Origin of the sequence: Modestobacter sp. Leaf380 (genome assembly GCF_001424485.1) — a bacterium.
Classification (GTDB): domain Bacteria; phylum Actinomycetota; class Actinomycetes; order Mycobacteriales; family Geodermatophilaceae; genus Klenkia.
In genome coordinates this window covers 212247-236522 of sequence record NZ_LMQC01000022.1, presented here as the reverse complement: position 1 = coordinate 236522, position 24276 = coordinate 212247, and the positions used below count along the sequence as shown (strand labels likewise).

The 24276-nt window shown below is 75.4% G+C and carries 24 protein-coding genes; 7 read left to right on the top strand and 17 right to left on the bottom strand.

The window, feature by feature from the left end:
* Positions 1-302: 302 nt before the first annotated feature.
* Both ASG41_RS20405 and ASG41_RS20400 read right to left on the bottom strand, forming a co-directional pair.
* On the bottom strand, positions 303-635 hold the full coding sequence (locus ASG41_RS20405) for a YnfA family protein (protein ID WP_056299716.1): 333 nt from the start codon (positions 633-635) through the stop codon (positions 303-305).
* Entirely contained in the window at positions 632-1021 is a 390-nt protein-coding gene (locus tag ASG41_RS20400; protein ID WP_056299712.1) for a GntR family transcriptional regulator, read from the bottom strand. Before ASG41_RS20400 ends, ASG41_RS20405 begins: the two co-directional genes overlap by 4 nt.
* Before the next feature lie 37 nt (positions 1022-1058).
* On the opposite strand from ASG41_RS20400, the gene ASG41_RS20395 reads away from it, so the two are divergent.
* Complete coding sequence (locus ASG41_RS20395) at positions 1059-1922, top strand: DUF998 domain-containing protein (RefSeq protein ID WP_235564950.1); 864 nt, start codon at positions 1059-1061, stop codon at positions 1920-1922.
* Positions 1923-1926: 4 nt separating this feature from the next.
* Here the strand turns inward: ASG41_RS20395 and ASG41_RS20390 are convergent, their stop codons facing one another.
* Positions 1927-2730, bottom strand: a complete 804-nt coding sequence (locus ASG41_RS20390; RefSeq protein ID WP_056299877.1) for a PIG-L family deacetylase — start codon at positions 2728-2730, stop codon at positions 1927-1929.
* Positions 2731-2863: 133 nt separating this feature from the next.
* Here ASG41_RS20390 and ASG41_RS20385 point away from each other — a divergent pair, with 133 nt between their 5' ends.
* Positions 2864-3307, top strand: a complete 444-nt coding sequence (locus ASG41_RS20385; protein ID WP_056299709.1) for an ATP-binding protein — start codon at positions 2864-2866, stop codon at positions 3305-3307.
* Positions 3308-3317: 10 nt separating this feature from the next.
* On the opposite strand, the gene ASG41_RS20380 is transcribed toward ASG41_RS20385, so the two are convergent.
* Both ASG41_RS20380 and ASG41_RS20375 read right to left on the bottom strand, forming a co-directional pair.
* Entirely contained in the window at positions 3318-4517 is a 1200-nt protein-coding gene (locus ASG41_RS20380; protein WP_235564949.1) for an amidohydrolase family protein, read from the bottom strand.
* 9 nt (positions 4518-4526) lie between these two features.
* A complete protein-coding gene (locus tag ASG41_RS20375) occupies positions 4527-5456 on the bottom strand; it encodes a LysR family transcriptional regulator (protein WP_056299705.1) in 930 nt (309 codons plus the stop codon).
* Positions 5457-5544: 88 nt separating this feature from the next.
* On the opposite strand from ASG41_RS20375, the gene ASG41_RS20370 reads away from it, so the two are divergent.
* A complete protein-coding gene (locus ASG41_RS20370) occupies positions 5545-6636 on the top strand; it encodes a TDT family transporter (protein ID WP_056299702.1) in 1092 nt (363 codons plus the stop codon).
* Positions 6637-6645: 9 nt separating this feature from the next.
* Here the strand turns inward: ASG41_RS20370 and ASG41_RS20365 are convergent, their stop codons facing one another.
* Complete coding sequence (locus ASG41_RS20365; RefSeq protein WP_082557156.1) at positions 6646-8553, bottom strand: helix-turn-helix domain-containing protein; 1908 nt, start codon at positions 8551-8553, stop codon at positions 6646-6648.
* 306 nt (positions 8554-8859) lie between these two features.
* On the opposite strand from ASG41_RS20365, the gene ASG41_RS20360 reads away from it, so the two are divergent.
* Both ASG41_RS20360 and ASG41_RS20355 read left to right on the top strand, forming a co-directional pair.
* Positions 8860-9870, top strand: coding sequence for a DUF2877 domain-containing protein (locus ASG41_RS20360; RefSeq protein WP_056299698.1), 1011 nt, complete (start codon positions 8860-8862; stop codon positions 9868-9870).
* Between the two features lie 61 nt (positions 9871-9931).
* Complete coding sequence (locus ASG41_RS20355) at positions 9932-11761, top strand: hypothetical protein (protein ID WP_056299695.1); 1830 nt, start codon at positions 9932-9934, stop codon at positions 11759-11761.
* Between the two features lie 21 nt (positions 11762-11782).
* Here ASG41_RS20355 and ASG41_RS20350 read toward each other — a convergent pair whose 3' ends face one another.
* Genes ASG41_RS20350 through ASG41_RS20330 form a run of 5 tightly spaced genes read right to left on the bottom strand, consistent with a single transcriptional unit; the run spans position 11783 to position 17065 of the window.
* A complete protein-coding gene (locus tag ASG41_RS20350) occupies positions 11783-12955 on the bottom strand; it encodes a S9 family peptidase (RefSeq protein WP_056299868.1) in 1173 nt (390 codons plus the stop codon).
* A gap of 31 nt (positions 12956-12986) precedes the next feature.
* On the bottom strand, positions 12987-13949 hold the full coding sequence (locus tag ASG41_RS20345; RefSeq protein WP_056299694.1) for a fumarylacetoacetate hydrolase family protein: 963 nt from the start codon (positions 13947-13949) through the stop codon (positions 12987-12989).
* Positions 13949-14899, bottom strand: a complete 951-nt coding sequence (locus ASG41_RS20340; protein WP_056299689.1) for a VOC family protein — start codon at positions 14897-14899, stop codon at positions 13949-13951. The genes ASG41_RS20345 and ASG41_RS20340 overlap by 1 nt, the downstream gene beginning before the upstream one ends.
* Positions 14900-14913: 14 nt before the next feature.
* Positions 14914-16044: an FAD-dependent monooxygenase gene (locus tag ASG41_RS20335; RefSeq protein WP_056299686.1), complete on the bottom strand. Its 1131-nt coding sequence runs from the start codon at positions 16042-16044 to the stop codon at positions 14914-14916.
* A 10-nt stretch (positions 16045-16054) separates the two neighbouring features.
* Complete coding sequence (locus ASG41_RS20330) at positions 16055-17065, bottom strand: cyclase family protein (RefSeq protein WP_056299682.1); 1011 nt, start codon at positions 17063-17065, stop codon at positions 16055-16057.
* A gap of 123 nt (positions 17066-17188) precedes the next feature.
* Between ASG41_RS20330 and ASG41_RS20325 the strand changes: the two genes are divergently transcribed.
* Positions 17189-18109, top strand: a complete 921-nt coding sequence (locus ASG41_RS20325; protein ID WP_056299680.1) for a LysR family transcriptional regulator — start codon at positions 17189-17191, stop codon at positions 18107-18109.
* Positions 18110-18247: 138 nt separating this feature from the next.
* Positions 18248-19480 carry an MFS transporter gene (locus tag ASG41_RS20320; protein WP_056299865.1) on the top strand — a complete coding sequence of 411 codons (1233 nt, stop codon included), beginning with the start codon at positions 18248-18250 and terminating at the stop codon, positions 19478-19480.
* A gap of 52 nt (positions 19481-19532) precedes the next feature.
* On the opposite strand, the gene hisG is transcribed toward ASG41_RS20320, so the two are convergent.
* From hisG to ribD, 6 genes are all read right to left on the bottom strand, one after another.
* Positions 19533-20408, bottom strand: a complete 876-nt coding sequence (gene hisG / locus ASG41_RS20315; protein WP_255353013.1) for an ATP phosphoribosyltransferase — start codon at positions 20406-20408, stop codon at positions 19533-19535.
* Positions 20409-20478: 70 nt separating this feature from the next.
* Complete coding sequence (locus ASG41_RS20310; protein ID WP_056299673.1) at positions 20479-20763, bottom strand: phosphoribosyl-ATP diphosphatase; 285 nt, start codon at positions 20761-20763, stop codon at positions 20479-20481.
* Complete coding sequence (ribH, locus tag ASG41_RS20305) at positions 20760-21272, bottom strand: 6,7-dimethyl-8-ribityllumazine synthase (RefSeq protein WP_056299670.1); 513 nt, start codon at positions 21270-21272, stop codon at positions 20760-20762. Before ribH ends, ASG41_RS20310 begins: the two co-directional genes overlap by 4 nt.
* Before the next feature lie 43 nt (positions 21273-21315).
* Complete coding sequence (locus tag ASG41_RS20300; protein ID WP_056299664.1) at positions 21316-22605, bottom strand: bifunctional 3,4-dihydroxy-2-butanone-4-phosphate synthase/GTP cyclohydrolase II; 1290 nt, start codon at positions 22603-22605, stop codon at positions 21316-21318.
* Positions 22602-23210 carry a riboflavin synthase gene (locus ASG41_RS20295; RefSeq protein WP_056299661.1) on the bottom strand — a complete coding sequence of 203 codons (609 nt, stop codon included), beginning with the start codon at positions 23208-23210 and terminating at the stop codon, positions 22602-22604. The genes ASG41_RS20300 and ASG41_RS20295 overlap by 4 nt, the downstream gene beginning before the upstream one ends.
* A gap of 1 nt (position 23211) precedes the next feature.
* A complete protein-coding gene (ribD, locus tag ASG41_RS20290; RefSeq protein WP_056299657.1) occupies positions 23212-24243 on the bottom strand; it encodes a bifunctional diaminohydroxyphosphoribosylaminopyrimidine deaminase/5-amino-6-(5-phosphoribosylamino)uracil reductase RibD in 1032 nt (343 codons plus the stop codon).
* Between the last annotated feature and the right edge of the window lie 33 nt (positions 24244-24276).

Below are 24276 nucleotides of genomic sequence, written 5' to 3'. Positions count from 1 at the left end.
GGGCAGGGCGGCGCAGGGCAGGGCGGCGCAGGGCAGGGCGGCGCAGGGCAGGGCGGCGCAGGGCAGGGCGGCGCAGGGCAGGGCGGCGCAGGGCACCCTGGGAGGGCGGGAGGGCGGGAGGGCGGGAGGGCGGGAGGGCGGGAGGGCGGCCGACGACACGCGCCCGACCGTCGTCTGGAGCCTGCTGGCGCAGGGGCCCGGAGACAGCCGAGCGACCGGGCACAGGGCCGAGCGCACCCGAGGACGGACAGACCAGTCACCAGCAGCAGCGCTGCATCAGCCCGGCGGTGGCGCGTGTCTGATCAGCCCGACCGCGGCGCGTACATGATCAGCCCGACCCCGACCAGGCAGACCAGCGCACCGGCGACGTCCCAGCGGTCGGGCCGGAAGCCGTCGGCGACGGCGGCCCACAGCAACGAGCCGACGATGAAGACCCCGCCGTACGCGGCGAGCACCCGCCCGAAGGAAGCGTCGGGTTGCTGCGCGGCGACGACGCCGTAGAGCCCCAGCGCGACGACGCCGACCCCGATCCACAGCCACCCACGGTGCTCGCGGACCCCCTGCCAGACCAGCCAGGCACCGCCGATCTCCAGCACCGCCGCGAGGACGAAGAGCGCGATCGAGCGGACCGTCACGCCAGCGGGCGGGCGGCGAGGGCGGCGTGCACGGCGGTGAGCACCCGGTCGTCGTCCATGCCGTCGGCGCGGGCCTCGACGACCAGGCGGTTGGCCGCGGCGCGCAACCGACCCTCGACCGGGTCGCCTCCGCACCCGGTGACGACGGTCCCGGCCCGCCCCCGGCCCTCGACGAGCCCGTCGGTCTCCAGCTCGGTGTACGCGCGGGCCACGGTGCCGGCGGCGACACCGAGGTCGGCGGCGAGCGCCCGCACGCTGGGCAGCCGCTCGCCCTCCAGGAGGGACCCTGCGTGCACGAGGTCCGCGAGCTGGGCACGCAGCTGCTTCCACGGCGGGGTGCCGTTGCCGGCGTCCACGGTGAGCTGACGGGCGGGGTCGACGGGCACGCGCACAGTCTGCCGCGCCCTGGGAGACTCGACCCCCGTGAGCACCCCCGACGACAGCGCGTTCGACGGCCCGGCCGGGCCGGCCCCGACGTCCCTGAGCCGCACCCGGTACCTGCTCGGCTCGCTGGCCTGGCTGCTGACCCTGCAGTTCTTCGTGCTGGAGGCCGTGGCGATCGCCCGGTTCCCGGGGTACAGCCGCACCGGGCAGGTGATCAGCGACCTGGGCACCGACCTCTCCCCCGGCGCCGCGCTGATGAACGCCTCGTTCATCGCGCAGGGCGTGCTCATCGTGGCCGGCGGCGTGCTGCTGCGCCCGGGGCTCATCGGGCTGGGCGGCCGGCTCGCCGTCGTGCTGCTGTCCGCGGCCGGGGTCGGCACCCTGCTGGTCGGGCTGTTCCCCTCGGACACCGGTGGGGCGGCGCACACCGTCGGGGCGATCCTGTACCTGCTCGGCGGCGGGCTGGGCCTGATGGCCCTGGCCTACGCGGTCCGGCCCCGCTCGGAGGCCGTCGGCACGACGCTGGCCCTGCTCGGCCTGGTCGGGGTCATCGCCACCGTGCTCTTCGGCACCGCCGTCACCGGCCTGCTGGGCGAGGGCGGCACCGAGCGGCTCGCGGCCTACGTGCTGCCGCTGGGCCTGGCCGTCACCTCGGTGCTGCTGTGGCGCCAGCAGGACGACTGGCAGGTCGCCGTGCCCACGGGTGAGGAGGCGACGCTGACCAAGCGGCAGCGCCGGGAGCTGGAGAAGGCCGAGGCGTTCGACCGGGCCCGCGAGCGGGACGAGGCGCTGGAGGCGCTGGCCCGCAAGAAGGAGCAGGAGCGCGGCGCCCCCGCCGGGGACGACGACGACCCGGACGACTACGACGAGGAACGCGCCTGGCGCACCCCCCGCCAGCGCTGAGCCCTCAGCGCCCGGCCAGCAGGTCGGTCTCGACCTCGTCGCCGGGCGCCCACGGCGGGCGGACCCGGACGAACTCCTCGACGCCCATCATCTCGGTGAACAGCGGGAGCGGGAGGCCGAGGAAGAAGGCCGCGTCGGACTGGCTGGCGTGCGCGCGCAGCGCCGCGTGCTTGGCCTCGGCGAAGGGCCGGCAGTCCACGGTGGCGCCGATCTCCTCGTCGGCGGCGCCCATCTCCGGCATCTCCTCGTCCTGCGGGAGCTCCAGGCCGGACTCGGCCATCATCTCGCCGAACCGGGCGAAGGCGCTGCGCCGGATGGTCGACCAGTAGAGCTTGGCGTCCGAGCCCGCGGCGTCCAGCGCGGCCACGGTGACCCGGTTGGCCTGGATGTGGTCGGGGTGGCCGTAGAAGCCGTTCTCGTCGTAGGTGACGACGACGTCGGGCCGGTACCGGCGGACCAGCTCGGCGAGGACGCCGGCGGCCTCCTCGACCGGGGTCGACCAGAACGACCCGGGGGCCTCGTTGCTGGCCCAGCCCATCATCCCGCTGTCGGCGTACCCCAGCGTCTCCAGGTGCGTGACCCCGAGGATGTCGGCGCTCTCCCGCAGCTCGGCCATCCGGGCGGCGACGACCTGCTCGCGGTCGTGGCCCGCGTCGCCGGGCTTGAGGTCGCCGTGGTCGCCCTGCTCGCCGTTCGTGCAGGTGACCAGGACCGTGCGCACGCCCTGCGCCGCGTAGTGGGCGAGGATGCCGCCGGTCGACGTCGCCTCGTCGTCGGGGTGCGCGTGCACCGCCATCAGGGTGAGCATGATCGAACGGTAGCCCGGTGCCACCCCACCCCCTGGGGGTGCCCGTGGGACCGTCGGGGTCCGGGTCGGGCAGAGTGTCCTCGACGGCAGCGCCGCCGCAGCCCCGCCCCCAGACCCGCACGGAGGACCACGCGTGTCGTCAGACAGCTCCGAGGGACCGTGGCCGGAGTCCCCGCCGCCGGAGAGCCGCTTCCGGTGGTCCTGGAACCCGGCCGTCCTGTCGGACCTGCCGGTGGTCCGCCGCGAGTTCCGGGCGCACGCCCTGGGCCTGCTGGCCGGGCGCGCGCACGCCGAGGACGCCGTCGCCGACGCCGTCCTGGCCCTGGACGAGCTGATGAGCAACGCGCTGCGGCACGGTGGCACCCCGGTGCAGGTGACCGTGGGGTCGCTGGAGTCGGGCCTGCTGCTGGTGGTGGCCGACGGGTCCGCCGGTGACCCGCCCCGGCACCGCACGCCCGACGGCAGCGGCCCCGGTGGACGTGGGCTGCACATCGTCGCCGACGCCGCCGAGGGCACCGGCTGGTGCCGCAGCCCCGGCGGGAAGTCGGTCTGGGCGTTCGTGCCCGTCATGATCTGACCCGGCCGGGTCAGCCGCGCAGCACCCGCCCCGCCCGGACGACGACGCGGGGCGCCGCGTGCCGCGCCAGCAGGTCCACGGTCCGCTCGGCGTCGTGCACGAGCAGGTCCGCCGGACCGCCCACGCGCAGGCCGTGGTCGGTCAGCCCGAGCACCCGGGCCGCCGACGTCGTCACCAGGTCGACGAGGGTCTCCAGCTGCGGAGCCGAGCGCATGTCCAGCAGGTGCGCGGCCAGGAAGGCGACCTCGAGCAGGGAGTGCCGGCCGAACGGGTAGTAGGCGTCCTCGATGTCGTCCTGCCCCAGCCCGACGGCGACCCCGGCGGCCAGTGCGCGCTCCACCGGCAGCGCGACCGAGCCGGTGTGCGGGTCGCTGACCAGGCCGAGGCCGACCTCGCGGGCCAGCGCCAGGAACTCGTCCTGCCGGGCCGTGTCGTAGTGCCCGATGGCCCGGGCGTGGCAGGCCACCCCGCGGCCGCGCAGGCCGTGCCGGTCCATCGCGTGCGCGAGCATCGTCGTCGTCGCGTAGGACGGGTCGGGGGCGTCGTCGGTGAGCATCGCGACCCGGGTGCCGAGCCGGGCGGCCAGCGCGCAGGCCCACTCGACGTGCGCCCGTTGGTCGTCCTCGCCGTCCTCGATCCACGGGATGCCGCCGACGACGTCGGCACCCAGCGCCATGGCCTGCTCGACCAGCTCGGCGGAGCCGGGGTCGCGCAGCACGCCGTCCTGCGGGAAGGCGACCACCGAGACGTCGACCTGACCGCGGAACTCCTCGCGCGCGGCCAGCACCGCCTGCACGCCGACCAGCCCGGCCGCGGTGTCGACGTCGGCGAAGGCCTGCAGGTGCAACACCCCGTGGGTGACGCCGTCGGTCAGGGCCTGCCGGATGTTCGGCAGCAGCGTCTCCACCGACCAGTGCGCCTTGACCGCGCTGGCCAGGTCGATGCTGGCCGCGGACTCGGCCATCCCGCCGGCGGTGTAGGCCTGCAAGGCCGCGTCGCCGATGAGCGGGAGGGTGCGCACCTTGTCCAGGTGCAGGTGGCCGTCGACTAACGGCTCGGTGACCAGACCGCCGTCGGCCTCCACCACCGGGACGCCGTCCGGCCGTTCGGCGGGCGGCGCCAGGGCGGTCACCCGGCCACCGGCGCAGTGCACGTCGAGGACCCTCCCGTCGCGCAGGCGGGCATCGGTCACGACCAGGTCGGTGGGCACGGGAGTGTCTTAGCGCAGAGACGTTGCGGACGTGCGTCGGGCGGCGATCGCCAGCAGGTCACGTGCGGGACCTGCCGCCGGGGTGGCCGCCCCGGACCACACGGCGCGCAGCTCACGGCCCAGCTCCAGGCCCGACACCCGGACGGCGACCAGCCGCCCGGCGTCCAGGTCGTCCCGCACGGCGAGCACCGACAGCACCGCCGGGCCCAGGCCGGACCGCACCGCCTCGCGGACCGCCGTCGAGGTGCCCAGCTCCTGCACCGGTGCCCGGCCGGGCCGCCCGAGGGCCTCCTCGAACGCCCGTCGGGTGCCCGACCCCGGTTCGCGGGCGACGAGCGCCGTCCCGGCCAGGTCGGCCGGGGACACCGCGCGCCGGCGGGCCGCCCACGGGTGGTCCGGGGCGACGACGAGCACCAGCCGGTCCCGGGCGACCACCTGGGAGTACACCCCGGCCGGCACCCGTGGGCCCTCGACGAACCCGAGGTCGGCCGCGCCCTCCCCGACCAGTGCCACGACCGCGTCGCTGTTCGTCGCGGTCAGCGTCACCGAGGGTGCGGCGTCCGGCGGCGAGGCCGCCCGCAGCGCGACCAACCAGCCGGGGACCAGGTGCTCCGCCACGGTCATCGACGCCGCCAGCCGCAGCCGGGCCGCCCCGGTGTGCCGCAGGGCGGCTGCCGCGTCGTCCAGCTCGGTGGCGGCGGCCACCACCCGGGCGGCCCAGGCGGCCAGCGCCACGCCCGCCTCGGTGAGCCGCGACCCGGTGGCGCCCCGGTCGAGCACGGTGACGCCGAGCCGGCGTTCGAGGGAGCGCAGCCGGCTCGACGCCGCCTGCTGGCTGATCCCCTGCGCGCGGCCGGCCGCGCCGATGCTGCCGCCGGCGGCGACGTCGAGGAAGAGCTCCAGCGCGGTCAGCTCCGGGACGTGCGGGCTCAGCGGCATGCCACCGACGCTACCCACAAGGAACGCTTGTGCCCCCACAAGCGCAGCGGGGGTACCCGACCGGGTCGGTCCGTCCCAGGCTGGACCGGTGACCAGCACCGTCGTCCCCCCGACCGCCGCACCCACCCGGCCCCGGCTGGCCTCGTTCGGACCGAACTGGGCGACGTCGGTCATGGGCACCTCCGTGCTGGCGACCGCCACGGCCACCCTGCCGGTCCAGGTCCCCGGCCAGCGGGTGCTCGCGGTCGGGGTCTGGCTGCTGGCCGGCCTGGTCCTGCTGGCCGTGGGGACGGCGACCGCCCTGCACTGGCACCGGCACCCGGCCGCCGCCCGGGGCCACCTCGACGACCCGGTGATGGCGCACTCCTGGGGCGCTCCCCCGATGGCGCTGCTGGCCTTCGGCGCGGCGACGCTGCTGGTCGGCCGGGACGTCGTGGGTCTCCCGGCGGCACTGGTCCTGGACGTGGTGCTGTGGTCCGTCGGCACGGTCGGCGGGCTGGTGACCCTGGTCCTGGTGCCCCTGCGCACGCGCACCCGGCACGCCACCGACAGCCGCTCGCCCTCGGCGGGGTGGCTGGTGCCGGTGGTCCCGCCGATGGTCTCGGCGGCGACCGGGGCCCTGCTGGTGCCGCACGCACCGGACGTCCTGGCCCTGCCCCTGCTGCTGGCCTGCTACGCCTTCGTGCTGGTCAGCCTGACGGCGAGCGCGGTCGTGCTGACCCTCGTCGCGCGGCGCACCGTGCGGCACGGGCTGCCTGCGGCGGGCGCCGTCCCGGTGCTGTGGGTGGTGCTGGGCCCGCTGGGCCAGTCGATCACCGCGGTGCACACCCTGGGCGGGCAGGCGCCGCGGGTGCTGCCCGCGACGGTCGCCGACCGGCTGGGCGCCCTCACCCTGGGGTTCGGGCTGCCGGTCTGGACGCTGGCGCTGGCCTGGGCGGCGTTCGCGGCGACGGTCACCATCCGTGCGGCGCGCCACGGCATCCCGTTCTCGCTGGCCTGGTGGTCCTTCGTCTTCCCGGTGGGCACCGTGGTCACCGGCACCTCCGGGCTGGCCGAGCAGACCGGGTCGGCGGCGCTCACCGTGGCCGCCGTGCTGGCCTGGCTGGTGCTGGCCACCGCGTGGGCCACGGTCGCGGCCCGCACGGCGGCCGGCGTCGGGTCCGGCCGCCTGCTCCACTGACCGACCGGGTCAGCGGGTGAGCGCGTCCAGGCCGTCGTCGGGCACGATCGGCCCGCCGGCCTCGACCGGCGGCCGGTGCAGCTGGTCCAGGCCGCGCATCCGGGCCGCGTGCAGCGCGAGCAGCAGGTTCAGCCGCAGCGTCGGGTCGGAGGTGAAGGGCCCGAGCATCCGCTCCAGCTTCCCGATCCGGTAGCGCATCGTGTTGTAGTGGAAGTGCAGCCGGCGCGCGGACTCCGCGACGTTGAGGTTGGTCTCCAGCAGCACCCGCAGGGTGTCGCGCAGGTCCGCCGAGTCCGGGTCGCTGGCGTCGGCCAGCGGGCCGAGGGTCTCGTCGACGTAGGAGCGCAGCTCGTTGCCGTCGGGGATGAGCGACAGCAGCCGGAACACGCCCAGCTGGTCGAAGTGCGTGACGGTGGCCTCGCCGTAGATCTCCTGGCCCACCTGCAGCGCCCGGGTGGCCTGCTGGTGCGCGTCGCCCAGCGCCGGCAGCGACCCCGCGGGGCGGCCGATCCCGGTGGCCAGCACCCGGCCGATGCGGCGCAGCCGGGCGTTGACCCGGCCGGTGACCGCCGAGACGAGCGCGGTGACCTCCTCGGGGGAGCGTCCGTCCAGCGGCAGCACCGTGACGATGTCGGTGGCCAGCCCGGCGACGGCCGCACCGGACACCTCGGACTCGATCGCGGCCCGCCAGCCGTCGGCGAGCCGGTCCAGGACGTCCAGGGCGCGGGTGGGGTCGGCGGAGGCGTCGGCGACGGTCTCGGTGGCGGTCACCATGACCACGACCGGCCCGTCGAGCCGCCAGCCGAAGGTGCGGGTGTGCGCCAGCGCCCGCTCGGTGTGCCCGACCGTCCCGCCGACCAGCCGGCGGACCAGGTCGCCCTGGAAGCGCAGCTCGACCGAGTGCACGGCCTGGTGGCGGATCTCGGACAGCGCGGCGATGACCGCGCCGCGCTCGAGCACCGCACCGGCACCCACCAGCATCGGCCCGTGCCGGTTGACCGCGACCAACCACCCGTGGCGCTGGTCGCCGGCCATGATCGGGGCGACGGCGTACTCCCCCACCCCGCCGGGCAGCTCGTGGTGGCCGGGCACCAGCAGGATGCCGTCGGCCGGGGAGAGGTCGGCGTCGGCCAGCACGTCGGCCGGGGTGACGATGGCCTGGTCGGCGCGGTTCTCCGACAGCCGCCGGGACGGCGCGAGGTCGGCGAAGGCGTCGTCGGCGGCGGCGTCGAGCAGCCAGAGCCAGTCGCGGACCTCGGCGACGTCCTCGGAGGGGCCGGCGGTGGTCGCGATCTCGCGGTCCGGGCCCAGCCCGAGGACCGCGGCGCCGTCCAGGAAGCTGGCCGCCTGGGAGGTCACCTCGGCCAGCCCGCCGCCGGTCAGGGCGACGTCGATGAACTGGTTGTGCATCCGGTCGGCGAGGCTGAGCGCCTGGGTCTGCTTGGACACGATCGCGCCGAACACCTCGGCGACCACGGTGTCCAGCCGGGACCCGCGCGGCAGCGCGACGATCGGGAAGCCCCGCCGGTCGGCCTCCAGCCGCACCTCGGTGGGGACGGCGGGCGGCCCGTCGGCGTCGCGGTAGGCCAGCGCGGCCGTGCCCAGGGCGGACAGCCGCTCGATCAGCGCCCGGCACTGGGCCGGGTCGGCCGGCGGGAGCCGCGCGCCCAGCACGACCAGGACGTCGGGGCCGGCGCCGGCGAGCGGGTCGGCGGGGTCGTCGACGACGACCTGGCGCACCACCCGGCCGGCCCCGGCGGAGCCGGCCACCAGGGTGCCGTCGGTGAGGGCCAGCAGCTGGGTGACCGACAGGCCCATGCTGTCCTCCAGCGCGGTCCGCTCGGCCGGCGCGACGCGGGAGAGCACCGGCTCCGGCCGCAGGTTGATCTCACGCAGTGGAGCCGTGCGATGACCCATCGCAGTCACTGTCATCGAAGACTCACGTTCGGTCACCGTTCGTCCCCCCATGTCGCCCACTCGTCTCACCCGTTGCCGGAGATCCTGTCAGAGCTCCCCGTCCCGCGGGAGCCATTCTTGGCGAGTCTCGCCATACGGACCTCGTCGACGCGCCGCTTAGGTTCGAGACCTGCACGGTGTGGCCGTGCCGGGATGGTAAGCGTCGGTGACGGCGCGTGGGCGCCCGCCCGTGCCACCCGGCCGCCAACCGTGCCGACGACGACTGCCGACCCCGGTCGTCGGACTCCACGGGAGAGGGCCACCCCCATGCGCACCGCAGACTCCAGCCCGACGACCGCCGGCCACCGGCGGACCGCGGCCACCGGCGGACCCGGCCGGGCCGCCCGGGTCGGCGTGCCGACCATCCCGCTGCCCCGCGAGTCCGCGCAGGCCGCCGCCCGCACCGCCCGACCGGTGCGCGCCCCCGGCGCCAGCGTGCCCGCCGCGGCCAGCACCGGTGTCGCCGAGCTGCTGCGCGGCCCGGTGCGCCAGGCCCGGGTGTTGCTGTCCGTGCCCGCCGCCGTCTACCTGGCCGTGCAGACCCCGCAGGGCACCGACGTCGTCGGCGTGCTCACCTCCGACGCCGCCCGGCTGCCGCTGGGCCTGGTGCTCTCCCGGCCGGCCAACGGCCGCCCGCTGGTCTCCGTGCCCTCCGGCGCCCCGGCCACCGTCGGCGCCGGCCGGCTCACCGTCGGCGACCTCACCGTCTCGGCCGCCGCCTGGTGGGAGCCGCGCCCCAAGCTGCCCGGCGCCCAGCCCTCGCTGCTGCCCGAGGGCGTGCGGACGCTGCGCACCACGCTCTACGGCGACAGCCCGCACAGCGCCTTCACCCTCCCCGGCCTGCCCGGCGGCCCCAGCGGCCCGCTCGCCGCCCTGCGCGGCGCCGTCCGCCGCGCCGACCTCGACGCCGCGCTGCGTACGGCCACCCGGCTCGTCGGCCTGGGCCCGGGCCTCACCCCCGCAGGGGACGACGTGCTGGCCGGCACCGTCGCCGGGCTCGTCCTGCTGGGCCACCCCGACGCCGAGCGCTTCGGGGCCGGCGTGCACGCCCTCGCCGCGGGCCGGACCACGGAGCTCTCCCGCGCCCTGCTGCGGCACGCCGCAGCCGGCCGGGTCAGCGGCGAGTTCGCCGCCGTCGTCCGCGGGCTCGTCGGTCAGGGCGACCTGACCGGCGCACTGGCCACCCTGCTAGCCACCGGCGCGACCAGCGGCCGGGCCATGGCACTGGGCCTGTGCACCGCGATCGACCTGGCCGAGCGGACCACCCGGCCGCGCTGAGAGACCGATCCGTCCGCCGCGGGCCCTGGTCGAGACGGCACCGAGCCGGTTCACTGGACCCGTGCGGGGGCGCGGCGGGACACCGGAGCTGGACGGGCACTCGCTGCTGGGCACCGCCCGGCTGCTGACCGGGTCCCCCGGCGCCGGCGCCGACCTGCTGGTGCGGGTGCTCGCCCGGCGGCCGGCCACCCGGGAGGCGGCGCTGGCCCGCCTGGTCCGTGCCCACCGCGGCCGCCACTCGGGGCTGGGCCGGAATGCCGGTTCGATCGACGCCGAGGTGCCCACCGACGCCTGGTGGGTCTCCCCCGCCGACGTCTCCGCGGCCCGGGCCACCGAGGCGGCCCTGGACCGGCTGACCCTCGACCAGCGCACCGTGCTCGTGCTGACCCACGCCGAGCAGCTGGACCCCGGGGCCGTGGGACGCCTGGTCCCCGGCGCCGCCGGGCTGCTGCGGTCGGCCGAGGCCCAGGTCGCCGCCGAGGTGCCCGACCCCGCGGACCTGCCCGCCCGGCTGGACGGCGTCCTGGCCCTGGACGGGAGCCCGGACGGCGCCGGCCTGCTGCTGCCGCTGCGGGTGCGGGCCGCCCGACGCAGCCGGCGCCTGCGGTGGGCCACGGCCTCCGCGGTCGCCGCGGCGCTGGTGGTCGGCAGCGTGCTGGTGCCCGGGGACGGCGGTCCCGCCGAGTCTCCCGCTGCCGCCCCGTCGACGGCGACAGCCACCCCGGCCGAGGAGACCTCGGTGTCCGACGGCAGCGTCACCTTCTTCCCGTTGGAGCCCAGCGCCGCGCCTGCGTCCCCGCTGCTGACACTGGGGACCCGCGGGTCGCTGGCCGGGGACCAGGCGTACCTGGACGCCTTGCTGGAGGCAGCCGGACCGGTGCTCCTCGGCACACCCGTCGCCACGCGCCGCGTCCTCTTCGCCGGGGACGTCGGTGACCAGCGGGTGGCGCTGGTCGTCGGGGAGAACGGCCTGGGCGTCCTGCAGACCTGGTACGCCGGACCGATCGGCGCCCCGGTGGACCAGCTGCAGCAGGACGGCGGGGCCCAGGGCCCACTCCTCCACTCGGTGGCCGGCGTCGTCGGTGACCCCGGGCTGTTCATCGCCCTGGTCGTCCCGGGGGACACCGTGGAGTACTCCCCCGGGGTCGCGCTGGACGCCACGGGCACCGCCGTCCGGGAGTGGCGCACGGTGGAGTCCGCGGACGGCGTGCTGGTCGGCCCCGCCGGGAAGGGCGGCACCACGGCGTCCTACCGGGTGGTCCGACCGGACGGCAGCCAGGCCGAGGTCGGTGAGGCCTGGGGGGCCTTCGGCTGGTCCGGCGACCCGGTCACCGGTCCCGCCCCGCCGGCGCTGCGCGCCGGCCCCGGTCGCGACCCGGTCCAGGCACAGGTGTTCACCGCGGCCCTGCACGAGGTCCTGCTGCCCACCGGGATCTCCGCGGACCAGCTCCGGGTCAGCGTCCTGTGGTCCGGGGAGGTCCCGAGCAGCTCGGGCCAGCCGGCGGACGTCGTGGTGCTGGCGGTCGTGCTGCCCAACGGCGCCGTGGTGACCACGACGGCCTGGTCGGTCACCACCGGCGGGTACGGCTCGACCGGCGGGTGCGGCAGCACCGGGCATCCCGCCGGCACGGATCCCGCGACGCTGACCGTCGTCGCCCGGTGCGATGTGTGGGCCGACGGCGACCAGCCCCTGAGCTCGCTGGTCGTCACCGCCCCCGCCGGCACCGGCACGGTCACCCTCGGCGCCGGCGACGGGGGCCCCGACGTCCCGATCCGGCTGTCGCGCGGCTGGGCCGTCGCCCGGGAGCCCGACGCCGGGCTCACCACGGTGACCGCCCCGACGCCGGGACGGGTCAGCGCCGCGGGAGCCGGCGACCTCTGGGACGTCTGAGGCCGCCGGTCCCGACGGGCCTCAGCGGGCGAGCTCGGCGAAGGTGTCGGCCACCCAGTCGGCGACGAAGACGCTGACGTGCGGCAGGTGGTCCAGCCCGATGTGCTCGGTGGCGCCCTCCTCGGGGGTGAAGACCCGCAGCTCGCGCTTGGGGGAGTTGACCGCCTGGTCGTAGGAGCGGTGCGCGTAGGCCAGCGGGATCTGCCGGTCGTCCTCGCCGTGCGCGATGAGGAACGGCACGGTGATCTGCTCGACGACGCCCTCCAGGTTGACGTCGTCGGCGAAGTCCAGGAACGCGTCCAGGTGGTGCTCGTCGCCCTCGATGCCCCACACCCACAGCACGTGCGACCAGTAGTGCGGCACCGGCCGCTCGCCCTCGCGCTCGGCCCGGCGACGCTGCACGGCGCCCCAGTCGTGGTTGGCGCCCCAGGCCACGCAGAGGGCGAACCGCTTCTCGAACGCCGCGGCGCGCGGGGAGTAGTAGCCGCCCAGCGACCAGCCGACGACGCCGATGCGCGCCGGGTCGACGTCGGCGCGGGTCTCCAGCCAGTCCACGGCCGCGCCGGCCCAGACCTCGGCGTCGATGCGGGCGGTGATGCCCTGCAGGCGCAGCGACTCACCCGTGCCGGGCTGGTCCAGCATCAGGCAGGAGATGCCGCGCTCTGCCAGCTCCAGCCAGTGGCCCGACGAGTACATGTGCTCCTTGGTCGAGTCCAGGCCGTTGACCAGCACGACGACCGGCGCCGGGCCGTCGTCGGTGGCCGGGGCGGCGCTGAAGTACGCCGGCAGGGTCTGGCCCTCGTAGGGGATCTCGACCCGGCTGACCCGCGGGCTGTGCAGCGCGAACGCCTTCTCCGCCAGCTCCAGCACCCGGCGGTAGGTGGGCACCCGGTCGGGGTTGGTGTGGGCGAGCATCCGCTCGGCCTGACACAGGTAGTTGGTGGCGCGGGAGTACAGCTGCCCCGCGGTGCGGGTGTGGCCGGCCTTCTCGGCCTCCTCGGCCTGGCCGACCAGCTGGTCGGTCAGCGCGGTCCAGGCGCGCAGGAAGTCCGCGGTGCCGGCGTCCTCGCCCTGCTGCGCGGCCTCCTTGATCGGCCGGCAGGCGCGGTCGACCTCGTCGATCAGGCCGCCGGAGTTGAGCGTCGCGACGACGCCCAGGTTCCACACGTAGTTGCCGGGGAAGTACTCGAACACGGGGGTGCCTCTCGGTACGGGGGTGTGCGGGTCAGGGACGGGTGCGGGCGCGCGGGCGCTGCCGGGCACGCGGTGTGGGGGGCAGGTCGAGTCCCGCAACCACCCGGTTGCGGATGGTGCCGATGCCCTCGACGGTCATCTCGACGACATCGCCGACCTGCAGCGGGGGTGGTGCGGCGTCGCCGTCCCGGCCCCACAGCTCGGCCAGACACCCGCCGTTGCCGCAGGTGCCCGAGCCCAGGACGTCGCCGGCCAGCAGCCGGGTGCCGCGGCCGGCGTAGACGACCAGCTCCTCGAACGGCCAGCCCATGTTGGACAGCAGGTCCTGCCCGACCAGCTCGCCGTTGACCGTGACGCGCATGTCCAGGGCGAGGAAGCCCTCGTCGTCCCGGTACGGCTCGAGCTCGTCGGCAGTGACCAGCCACGGGCCCAACGTCGTCGCCGAGTCCTTGCCCTTGGCCGGGCCGAGGCTCACCTGCATCTCGGCGGCCTGCAGGTCCCGCGCGGACCAGTCGTTGAGGACGGTGTAGCCGAACAGGGCCTCGCGGGCCTGCTCCGGCGTCGGGGAGGACAGGTCCGCGCCCAGGACCGCGGCCACCTCGAGCTCGAAGTCGAAGCGCTGGGACCCCGGCGGGACGGCGACGTCGTCGTGCGCACCGACCAGGGCGAAGGGGTGCGTGAAGTAGAACGTCGGGGCGGCGTACCAGCGCTCGGGCACTCCCCCGACCCCGTCGATGCTCCTGCGAACGCCCTCGACGTGCTCCTCGAAGGTGACGAAGTCACGCACCGACGGGGGCTGCAGCGGCGGCAGCAGGCGGACGGTGTCCAGCGGCAGAGCCGGGCCCTCGAGGGCCTGCTCGCCCGCGGCCAGCGCGGTCGGCAGGCCGGAGCGGACCAGGTCCAGCACCGTGGTGCCGGGCAGGGCGTGCACGCCGGCGTCGGAGACGACCCCCGCGGACACGACCCCGTCGTGGGCGTAGGTGGCGAACCGCATCAGACGGGCGGGGCCACGAAGAGGCCCTTGTCCGGGTCGTTGAACGACTGCTTGGCGACGAACTCGTTCATCGCGTTGGCCGTGCCCCACTGGTCGGACACCTCCGGGTTGGAGAAGTCGTAGAGCGTGGGGTGCCAGGTGTCCTCGTCGACCAGGTCCAGCTCGGTCGTGTACTCCACCGTGTTGCCGTGCGGGTCCAGGAAGTAGGAGAACGTGTTGTTCCCGGCCATGTGCCGGCCCGGGCCCCAGATCTTCTCCACACCCGCGCGCAGGGCCCGCCCCGTGCCGCGCATGTACTCGTCGATGCCGCGCAGCTCGAAGGAGGCGTGGTGCAGCGAGGCGTGCGGGCCACGGGCGATCGCCAGCGAGTGGTGCCAGGCGTTGGTGCGCAGGAAATACATCATGTTGCCCATCCGCGGGTGCATCAGGGTGTCCGACAGCGCGAACCCGAAGTGCTGCTCGTAGAAGGCGACCGTCTTCTCCGGCTCGGTCGAGTTCAGCACCACGTGCGAGAGGCGGACCGGGACGGACTCGCCCTCCTCGATCTTGCGGTGCTCGCGGACGGCGACGTCGGAGGACACCTCCACGGTGCGGCCCTCGTTGTCGAAGAACCGGAAGCCGTACCCGCCGCCGGGGGTCTGCAGGTCGGTGGGCTCGTGCACCAGCTGCACACCGGCCGAGGCCATCCGGGCGGCCAGGGTGTCGACGTCGGCCCGGTCGGCGGCACCGAAGGAGATCAGGTCGATCCGCTTGTCGGTGGCCTCGCGCAGCCGGACGACGTAGTGCTCCGGGCTGCCCTCGGCGGCCAGGAAGGACAGGCCGCTGTCGGTGGTCTCCTGCTTGAGGCCCCAGGTGTGGGTGAAGAAGTCGGTCTGTCGGCGCAGGTCGGGCACGGCCAGGTCGACGTGGCGCAGGTGGGTGATCAGGCGGGTCTTCTCGGGCGCGGTCATGGTGTCTCTCCCTCTCAGGCGGGCTGGCTGACGAGCTGCGCGACGGAGCGCATCAGGGCGGGAACGTCGCCCTGGACGTGGTCGAGCTGCCACTGGGCGAGCTGGTCGGAGGCCTCGACGACGGTGCGGGCCCGGTCGAACCGGCGGCCGTGGAAGGCGTCCCACAGCTCCTCGTCCAGGGCGTCCCGGCCGGTGAGCAGCTCGCCGAGGACGGCGGCGTCCTCCAGGGCCTGCGCACCGCCCTGGGCGACGGTCGGCGGGCAGGTGTGCGCGGCGTCGCCGATGAGGACGACCCGGCCGCGGTTCCACGGGGAAGGCAGCACGTGGCTCTCGAACCAGGTGTAGTTGACCCGGCTCGGGTCGGTGAGCGTGGACCGGATCTCGTCCCACGGGCCGTGGTAGGCCTCCGACAGCTGCCGCATGGTGGCCAGCTGCTCGTCGGGGGTCAGCGTGGAGCGGTCCTGCGCGTCCTCGACGATGTAGGCGTAGACCGAGTCCTCCCCGGTCGGGCAGTAGCCGGCGATGTAGGAGGGCCCGCCATAGAACAGGTCGGTGCGGGTGACCCCGGCCGGCCGGGGGCCGAACGCCCGCCAGATGCCCATGCCGGTCTGCCTGGTCTCCAGCTGGATGCCCAGCATCCGCCGGGTCCAGGAGCGGACGCCGTCGGCGCCGACGACCAGGTCGTAGCGGCCGGCCGAGCCGTCGGAGAAGGTGACGTCCACGCCGTCGGCGTCCTGGCGCAGGTCGGTCGACGTCGTCGCGTAGCGGATCTTCGCGCCGACCTCGGTGGCCCGGTCGTGCAGGATGCCGGCCAGGTCGGGCCTGGTCATGCCCATGGCGGCCGGGTAGGCCGGGCCGCCGGTGCGGGCATCGGGCACCTCGACGACCACCGACCCGGCCGGGTCGGGCGCCCGGATGCCGGTGACGTCGAAGGCGTAGCCCCGCTCCCGGGCGGCCTCCCAGACCCCGAGCCGGTCCAGCTCGCGCAGGGCGTTGCCCTGCAGCGTGATGCCCGAGCCCAGGGCGTGGACGTCGGGCTTGACCTCGACGAGGTCGACGGCCACGCCGGCGGCGGCCAGGTGGACGGCGGTCGCGGCACCGGCGAGGCCGCCGCCGACCACGAGCACGTTCTGCACTGCACTCATCGGGGATTCCCTACTTGACGGCGATCGGGGCGACCGGGGCGCCGACGGCGCCGGTCACGGGCAGGGGCGGGGCGGTGAGCAGGAACTCGTGGACGCCGTCGGCCGCGCAGTCCGCGGCCAGCGCCTCCAGGTCCCACATCTCGCCCAGGAACAGGCCCAGGTGTGGGATGGCGACCTGGTGGAAGGGCTGGAAGGTGGGTGCCGAGAACTCACTCGGCCGCACCTCGACGCCCCACGTGTCGGTGGCGACGGCGGCGACGTCGTGCGCGCGCAGCCAGTCCAGGGCGGTGAACGACAGCCCCGGGGAGTCCCCGCCGGCGTAACCGGCCCAGCCCTCCCCGGCCGCGACCGTGCGCCGGGCGCGGGCCAGCCGTCCGGTGCGGACCAGCAGCAGGTCCCCGCTGCCGACCTCGACGCCGGCGGCGGCCGCGGTGGCGTCCAGGTGCGCCGGGGTGATCGCGAAGCCGTCGGGCAGCTCGGCGGTGGCCGGCTCCAGGTGCCGGGCGACGTCGAGCAGCACGCCGCGGCCGACGAACCGGCCGGCGGTGGTCTCGATGCCGGTGCGGGCGTCGCCCATGGAGGTGACGACGTCGCCGGCCCGCCGGCCGTTCCAGGCCCGGCCGTGGTCGAAGATGTGCCCCAGCCCGTCCCACTGGGTGGAGGACTGCAGCGGCATCGCGACCACGTCGTCGGCACCGCCGATGCCGTGCGGGAAGCCCTGCACGCCGCGCTCGGCGTCGGTCCCGGTGTCCAGCATCGTGTGCACCGGGTTGGTCCGGCGGCGCCAGCCGCTCTGCGGGCCCTCGGCGTTGAAGTGCTGGGTGAGGTCGAAGGCGTCCCCGCGGCGGACCAGGCCGGCGCCCTGCACCCGCTTGGCCGGGGTCAGCAGGTTCAGCGTCCCGAGCACGTCCTCGGCACCCCAGCGGTCCCAGTTGGAGACCCGGGCGGCCGCGGCCGCGATGGCGGCCTCGGGGTCGGACCAGTCGGTGGTCTCGGCGGGAGCGGTGCTGGGCTGGGTCATGGTGCCTTCCGGTCGTCGGTGACTCGGGCCACTCTCGGCGGCAGCACGGTCATCAGGGAAGACGGGATCGGTGATGCTCGGGATCACTCCGGTGGATGCCCGGACGCACTACAGTCCGCGGCCGTGAACGTCGCCAACCTGGACCTGAACCTGCTGGTCTCCCTCGACGCCCTGCTCCAGCAGCGCAGCGTCACCCGGGCGGCCCGGCAGCTGGGGCTCAGCCAGCCGGCGTTGTCCGCGTCACTGGGCAGGCTGCGGCGGCACTTCGACGACGAGCTGCTGGCCCGGGTGGGCAACGAGTACCGGCTCACACCACTGGCGGTGCAGCTCCAGCTGCAGGCCCGGCTGGCCCTGGAGGGCGTGCAACGGGTGTTCTCCGCCCAGCCCGGCTTCGACCCGGGGACGTCGAGCCGGGAGTTCACCCTGCTGCTCAGCGACTACGCCGTCACCGTCCTCGGGGACACCCTCTGCGCCCTGCTGACCGAGGTCGCCCCGCACGCCCGGCTGCGGCTGGCCCCGCACAGCCCCGAGCTGGTGGCCCGGGCCGACCAGGCGCTGCTGGCCAGCGACCTCATGCTGCTCCCCCGCGGCTTCGTCGACGACCTGCCGCACCAGGACCTCTACACCGACGAGTGGGTGCTGGTGGTCTCCACCGACAACACCGAGATCGATGACGCCGTCACCGTCGAGCAGCTCCGGGAGCTGCCCTGGGTGGTCGTCTACCACGGTCAGACGGCGTCCACCCCGGCCGCGCGGGCCCTGCGGGTGCAGGGCATCGAACCCCGGGTGCAGGTGGTCACCGAGAGCTTCCTGACCGTGCCCACCCTGGTCGCCGGCTCTCCCCGGATCTCGCTGCTGCAGCGGCGGCTGGCCGCACTGCTGCCCCGCGACACCGGGGTGCGGACCCTCCCGTGCCCGGTGGACGTCGGCGGTCTGGTCGAGGCGATGTACTGGCACCCGGTGTACGACCGCGACCCGGAGCACGCCTTCCTGCGCCGGCTCACCGTCCAGGCCGCCCGGCAGGCCACCGCGTCGCTGGACTGACCCTGCCGGGCCCCCATCGACGGCGGTGATGCCGGAGGCCGGCGGATCTATTGGTCAGCGGGTCCCGCCGTCAGCACACTCCTGGTCGCAGTGATGCCGGTCACCGAGGTCCGGCACCCGACCCCCAGGAGCCCGCCCGTGTCCGAGACCCTCGACGGTCCCCTCCCGGCAGCCGCGGCCATCGCGGCCCCGGTCGACGACGGTGCCCGGCACCCCGCGACCGGCCGTCCCGCCGGCCGCGCCGAGATCGCCGTCCTCATGGCGGCCAGCACCATGCCGATCCTGGGCGCGGTGCTGCTCTCCCCGGTGCTGCCCACCCTGCAGCGGGCCTTCGCCGGCACCCCCGGCGTCGACGCGCTGGCCCCGCTGGTGCTCACCGCCCCGGCGCTGATGATCGCGCTGCTGGCCCCCTTCGCCGGCCGGGTCGTCGACGCGGTCGGGCGCAAGCGGCTGCTGGTGGGTGCCCTCGCCGTATACGCCGTGGTCGGGACGGCACCGGTGTTCCTGGACTCGCTGCCGGCGATCCTGGCCACCCGGATCGGCGTCGGCATCACCGAGGCAGCGATCATGACCTGCTGCACCACGCTGCTGGCCGACTACTCCGCCGGTGCCCGGCGGGCCAAGCTGTTCGGCCTGCAGACCATCGTCACCACACTCGCCGCCACGGTCTTCTTCGGCCTCGGCGGCGCGCTGGGCAGCTCGGACTGGCGGACGCCGTTCTGGCTGTACCTGGTCGGACTGCCGCTGGCCGCGCTGGCGGCCCGGCTCCTGTGGACGCCGACCGCCCCGGTGCGCACGGGGACCGACTCCGCGCTCCCGCCGCTGCCCTGGCGGCCGATGCTGCTGCCACTGGGCGTGACGCTGGTCGGCGGCGTGGTCTTCTACACCCCGATCGTCGAGCTGTCCTTCGTCCTGGACGGCCTCGGCGTGACCGAGACCGCCGCCATCGGCGGGTTCGCCGCGCTGGCCTCGCTGGCCACCGCGGCCGGAGCCGCCTCGTTCCCCCGGTTCGTCGCCCGCGGCCCCCGGTTCCTGCTGCCGGCGGCGTTCGGCCTGGCCGGCCTGGGCCTGCTCGTCATGGGCCTGGCCCCCGTCGTCCCGATCGCCGTGCTGGGTGCCGTGATCGCCAGTGCCGGCACCGGCCTGATGCTGCCCAGCCTGCTGACCTGGGTGGTGTCCCAGCTGTCCTTCGCCGAGCGCGGCCGGGGCACCGGGCGGTGGACCGCAGCACTGTTCCTGGGTGAGTTCCTGTGCCCGCTGCTGGTGATCGCGCTGTCCGGGGCACTGTCGGGCATCGGCGTCGCAGTCGCCGTCGTCGGGGCGCTGGCGGTGCTGCTCGCGGTCGTCGTCCGGCAGCTGCGGCTGGCCTGACCGGGAACTCCCGCCGCGCCGGTGCCCCTCGGGGGCCGGCGCGGCGGCCTGCTCAGATCCGGCAGGCGTGGATGGAGGTCACCAGGATGGCCCGCGCACCGAGGTCCCAGAGCTCGTCCATCAGCCGGTTGGTGTCGCCCTGGGGCACCATCGCCCGGACGGCGGACCAGCCCTCCGTCTGCAGCCGGCTCACCGTGGGGCCCTCCAGGCCCGGGGTGATCGCGGTGGCCCGGGCCAGCAGGTCGTCGGGGCAGTCGTAGTCGAGCATCACGTACTGCCGGGCCACCAGGACCCCGCGCAGCCGGCGCTGCAGCTGGGCCACGGCCGGGTTCTCCTCGGCGCCGGTGCGCTGCACCAGGATCGCCTCGCTGGTCAGCACCGGCTCACCGATGACGTGCAGGCCGGCCTGACGCAGCGTCGTCCCGGTCTCCACGACGTCGCAGACCGCGTCGGCCACGCCGAGCCGGCAGGCCGTCTCGACGGCACCGTCGAGCTTGACCACGGAGGCGTCGATGCCCTGCTCGGTGAGGAAGCGCTCCAGCAGCACCGGGTAGGCGGTGGCGATGCGCTTGCCGGCCAGGGACCGGACGTCCTCGATGCCGGCGTCCAGCGGGCTGGCGAACCGGAAGGACGAGCGACCGAAGCCCAGCGGCATGACCTCCACGGCCGGGGACTCGGTGTCCGGCGGCGTGGTCTCCAGCAGCATGTCCCGGCCGGTGATGCCGACGTCCAGCGTGCCGGCGGCGACGTAGACGGCGATGTCGCGGGGGCGAAGGTAGAAGAACTCGGTGTCGCTGTCGGGGTCGTAGACCGCGAGGTCCTTGGTGCTGCGCCGCTGCCGGTAGCCGCTCTCGGAGAGCATCTCCGCTGCGGGTTCGGACAGGACGCCCTTGTTCGGGACGGCGACGCGCAGCACTGCTGACTCCAAGGTGACGGGGTGCAACGGCCCTCCTGCAGGGACCCGCGGAGATCGTCGCCGTGGGCAGGAGGGTCCTTCTTCAGAGGTGAGAGTAGACGTCGTCCAAGGTCAGGCCCCGGGCCAGCATCATCACCTGGACCCAGTACAGCAGCTGGCTGAGCTCCTCGGCGGCGCGCTCGGGGCTCTCGTGCTCGGCGGCCATCCAGGACTCGGCGGCCTCCTCGACCAGCTTCTTGCCCACCGTGTGGACGCCGGCCTGGACCGCCTGCACGGTCCCCGAGGCGGGGTCGGCGGCGGCGACCTTGGCCGACAGCGCGGCGAAGAGGTCGTCGAAGGTGGTGCCCGCGGGGACGCCCCGGGTCACTGGGAGCGGCCGATGCCGAAGCCGGTGTCGCGCTGGGGGGCGCGCAGCGAGCGCAGGGTCAGCGCGGTGTCCAGCGCAGCCACGGTGGCCTCCCAGCCCTTGTCCTCGGCGGAGTCGGGCAGCCCGGCCCGGTCGCGGGCCTGGGCCTCGCCGTCGGTGGTGAGCACGCCGTTGCCGACCGGCACCCCGGTGTCCAGGGCGACCCGGGTCAGCCCGGCGGTGAAGGCGTCGCACACGTACTCGAAGTGCGGGGTGCCGCCACGGACGACGACACCGAGCGCGACGACGGCGTCGTGGTCGGCGGCCAGCGCCTGCGCGACGACGGGCAGCTCCAGGGCGCCGGTGACCCGGACGACGGTGGGCTCGGGCACGCCGTGGGCCTGCGCGCACTCCACGGCCCGGCTCAGCAGCGCCTCGCAGATCTCGGTGTGCCAGCGGGCCGCGACGATGGCCAGCTTCAGGCCGGTCGCGTCGATCTGCTGCTCGCCGGGGGCGCCGGAACCGCTCATCGCCGTGTCTCCTCGTGCTGGGTGGTGGGGGTGGCCTGCGGGGTCACTGCGGCTGCTCGGGCCGGCGGATCGGGGTGTGCGTGCCGACCGGGACCGGGATGTCCTCGTCGGGCTCCACGATCTCCAGCAGGTGGCCCATCCGGTCGCGCTTGGTGCGCAGGTAGCCGACGTTCTCCGGGGTCACGTGGCTGGGCAGCCCGACCCGGCCGGTGATCCGCAGGCCGTAGCCCTCGAGCCCGGCGCGCTTGGCCGGGTTGTTGGTCAGCAGCCGCATGGAGTGCACGCCCAGGTCCACCAGGATCTGCGCGCCGGTGCCGTAGTCGCGGGCGTCGGCGGGCAGGCCCAGGTCCAGGTTGGCGTCCACGGTGTCCACACCGGCGTCCTGCAGCTGGTAGGCCTGCAGCTTGTGCAGCAGGCCGATCCCCCGGCCCTCGTGGCCGCGGATGTAGAGCACGATCCCGCGGCCCTCCTCGGCGACGGCGGCCAGCGCGGCCTGCAGCTGGGGGCCGCAGTCACAGCGCAGGGAGCCGAAGACGTCCCCGGTGAGGCACTCCGAGTGCACCCGGACCAGCACGTCCTCGCCGTCGCTGATGTCGCCGTAGACGAAGGCGACGTGCTCACGGTCGTCGTAGGAGCTGGAGTAGCCGACCGCGGTGAACAGGCCCGGCGCCAGCGGCACCTTGGCCTCGGCGACCCGCTCGACCAGCTTGTCGAAGCGCTTGCGGTAGGCGATCAGGTCCGCGATGGAGCACATCACCAGGTCGTGCTCGTCGGCGAAGACCCGCAGCTCGTCGCCCTGGGCCATGCCGATCGGGTCCTTCTCGCTGACGACCTCGCACAGCGTCCCCGAGGGGCGCAGCCCGGCCAGCACGGCCAGGTCGACGGCGGCCTCGGTGTGCCCGGGGCGCCGCAGCACACCGCCGTCGCGGGCCCGCAGCGGCACGATGTGCCCGGGGCGCGACAGGTCGGCACTGGTGGTCTCCGCGCTGGCCAGCAGCGCGATGGTGTGCGCCCGGTCGGTGGCCGAGATGCCGGTGTTGATGCCCTCGCGGGCGTCGACGGTGACCGTGTACGCGGTGCCGCGGCGGTCCTGGTTGACCCGGAACATCGGCGGGAGGTCGAGCCGGTCGGCGTCCTCCTCGGTGACCGCGACGCAGATGTAGCCCGAGGTGTACCGGACCATGAAGGCCACCAGCTCGGGGGTGGCCAGCTCCGAGGCGAAGATCAGGTCGCCCTCGTTCTCGCGGTCCTCGTCGTCGATGACGACGACGGGCCGGCCGCTCTTGATCGCGGCGATCGCGTCCTCGATGGAGTCCAGGCGCTGGCCGCTCATGCGCGTGCCTCCAGCAGTCGCTCGACGTACTTGGCGATGACGTCCACCTCCAGGTTGACCGGGTCACCCGGGGTGCGCGTGCCGAGGGTGGTCTCGCGCAGGGTGGTGGGGATGAGGGAGACCTCGAGCCAGGGCTCGGGGTCGGTGGCCGAGGACAGCGCGCTCACCGTGAGGGAGACGCCGTCCAGGGTGATGGAGCCCTTCTCGACCACGTAGCGGGCGATGCCGGCGGGCAGCGCGATGCGGACGACGGTCCAGTTCTCGCTCGGGGTCACCGCGGCGACGGTGCCGACGCCGTCGACGTGGCCCTGCACGATGTGCCCGCCCAGCCGGGTGCCGGCGGTGACCGCGCGCTCCAGGTTGACCGGGTCGCCGTCGGTGAGCGCACCCAGGCTGCTGCGCCTGAGCGTCTCGGCCATGACGTCGGTGGACCAGACGCCGTCGCTCATGCCGGTGACGGTGAGGCAGACGCCGTTGACCGCGATGGAGTCGCCGAGCGCGACGCCCTCCAGGGTCCTGGCGCCACGGACCTGCAGGCGCGCGGAGTCGCTCTGGTCGTCGCGGACGACGAGGGTGCCGACCTCCTCGACGATGCCGGTGAACACGTCAGCTGCCTCTTTCCGTGCGGGTGTGGCCACCAGTGTGACGGGTGGGTCGGAGCCGGACCTGCACGTCCCTCCCCAGGGGGGTGACGTCCAGGGTCTCGAGCTGCAGCGCCTGGGACATCGTGGTGATTCCCAGGTCCCCCACCAGGGTCGCTCCGGCGCCCAGCAGCTGGGGGGCCAGGTGCAGCACGACCTCGTCGACGAGGCCGGCGGTCAGGAACGCGGCGGCCAGCGTGGGGCCGCCCTCCAGCAGCACCCGTCGGACGTCGAGGGCCCACAGCTCGGCGAGCAGCGCCGCGGGGTCGGCGGCGGCGCTGAGGTGGGTGCGGGCGGCGTCGTCCCGGACCCGGGCGGTGGCCGGGACGCGGCCGCGCCGGTCGAGCACGACCCGCAGCGGCTGGTGGGCGACGTCGTGGCCGTCGTCGTCGCGGACGGTGAGCTGGGGGTCGTCGGTGAGCACGGTCCCGGAGCCGACGAGGACGGCGTCGCAGGTCGCGCGCAGCCGGTGGACGGCCGCGCGGGCGACCGGGCCGGTGATCCAGCGGCTGGTGCCGTCGGCTGCGGCGACCCGGCCGTCCAGGGTGCTGGCGACCTTCCAGACCACCTGCGGCCGGTGCTCCCGGACGCCGGTCAGCCACGGGGCGAGCGCGCCGTCCTCGGCGGCCGCCTGCTCCACCCCGGTGACGACGTCGACGCCGGCGTCCCGCAGCCGCCGGGCGCCGCCCTGGGCGAGGTCGGTGGGCTCGGGGACGGCGACGACGACGCGGGCGACACCGGCGGCCAGCAGGGCCTGCGCGCAGGGCCCGGTGCGGCCGGTGTGGTTGCACGGCTCGAGCGTGACGACGGCGGTGCCGCCACGCGCCCGCTCGCCGGCCTGCGTCAGAGCGCCGACCTCGGCGTGCGGCCCGCCCGGGGGCTGGGTCGCCCCCTCCCCCACGACCTGCCCGGCCGCGTCGAGGACCACGGCGCCGACGGCGGGGTTGGGGCTGGTGCGGCCCAGCGCGGACCAGCCCAGCTCCCGGGCCCGGGCCATGGCCGCGAGCTCGTGGGCGGGCGGCTCCCCCGG

Coding starts and splice junctions, on each gene's coding strand:
- ASG41_RS20335 (WP_056299686.1), bottom strand. CDS start 16,044: ATGAGTGCAGTGCAGAACGTGCTCGTGGTCGGCGGCGGCCTCGCCGGT.
- ASG41_RS20345 (WP_056299694.1), bottom strand. CDS start 13,949: ATGCGGTTCGCCACCTACGCCCACGACGGGGTCGTGTCCGCGGGGGTC.
- ASG41_RS20390 (WP_056299877.1), bottom strand. CDS start 2,730: ATGCTCACCCTGATGGCGGTGCACGCGCACCCCGACGACGAGGCGACG.
- ribD (WP_056299657.1), bottom strand. CDS start 24,243: ATGGCCCGGGCCCGGGAGCTGGGCTGGTCCGCGCTGGGCCGCACCAGC.
- ASG41_RS20360 (WP_056299698.1), top strand. CDS start 8,860: ATGCGCACCGCAGACTCCAGCCCGACGACCGCCGGCCACCGGCGGACC.
- ASG41_RS20375 (WP_056299705.1), bottom strand. CDS start 5,456: ATGCCGCTGAGCCCGCACGTCCCGGAGCTGACCGCGCTGGAGCTCTTC.
- ASG41_RS20300 (WP_056299664.1), bottom strand. CDS start 22,605: ATGAGCGGCCAGCGCCTGGACTCCATCGAGGACGCGATCGCCGCGATC.
- ASG41_RS20340 (WP_056299689.1), bottom strand. CDS start 14,899: ATGACCGCGCCCGAGAAGACCCGCCTGATCACCCACCTGCGCCACGTC.
- ribH (WP_056299670.1), bottom strand. CDS start 21,272: ATGAGCGGTTCCGGCGCCCCCGGCGAGCAGCAGATCGACGCGACCGGC.
- ASG41_RS20365 (WP_082557156.1), bottom strand. CDS start 8,553: ATGGGTCATCGCACGGCTCCACTGCGTGAGATCAACCTGCGGCCGGAG.
- ASG41_RS20330 (WP_056299682.1), bottom strand. CDS start 17,065: ATGACCCAGCCCAGCACCGCTCCCGCCGAGACCACCGACTGGTCCGAC.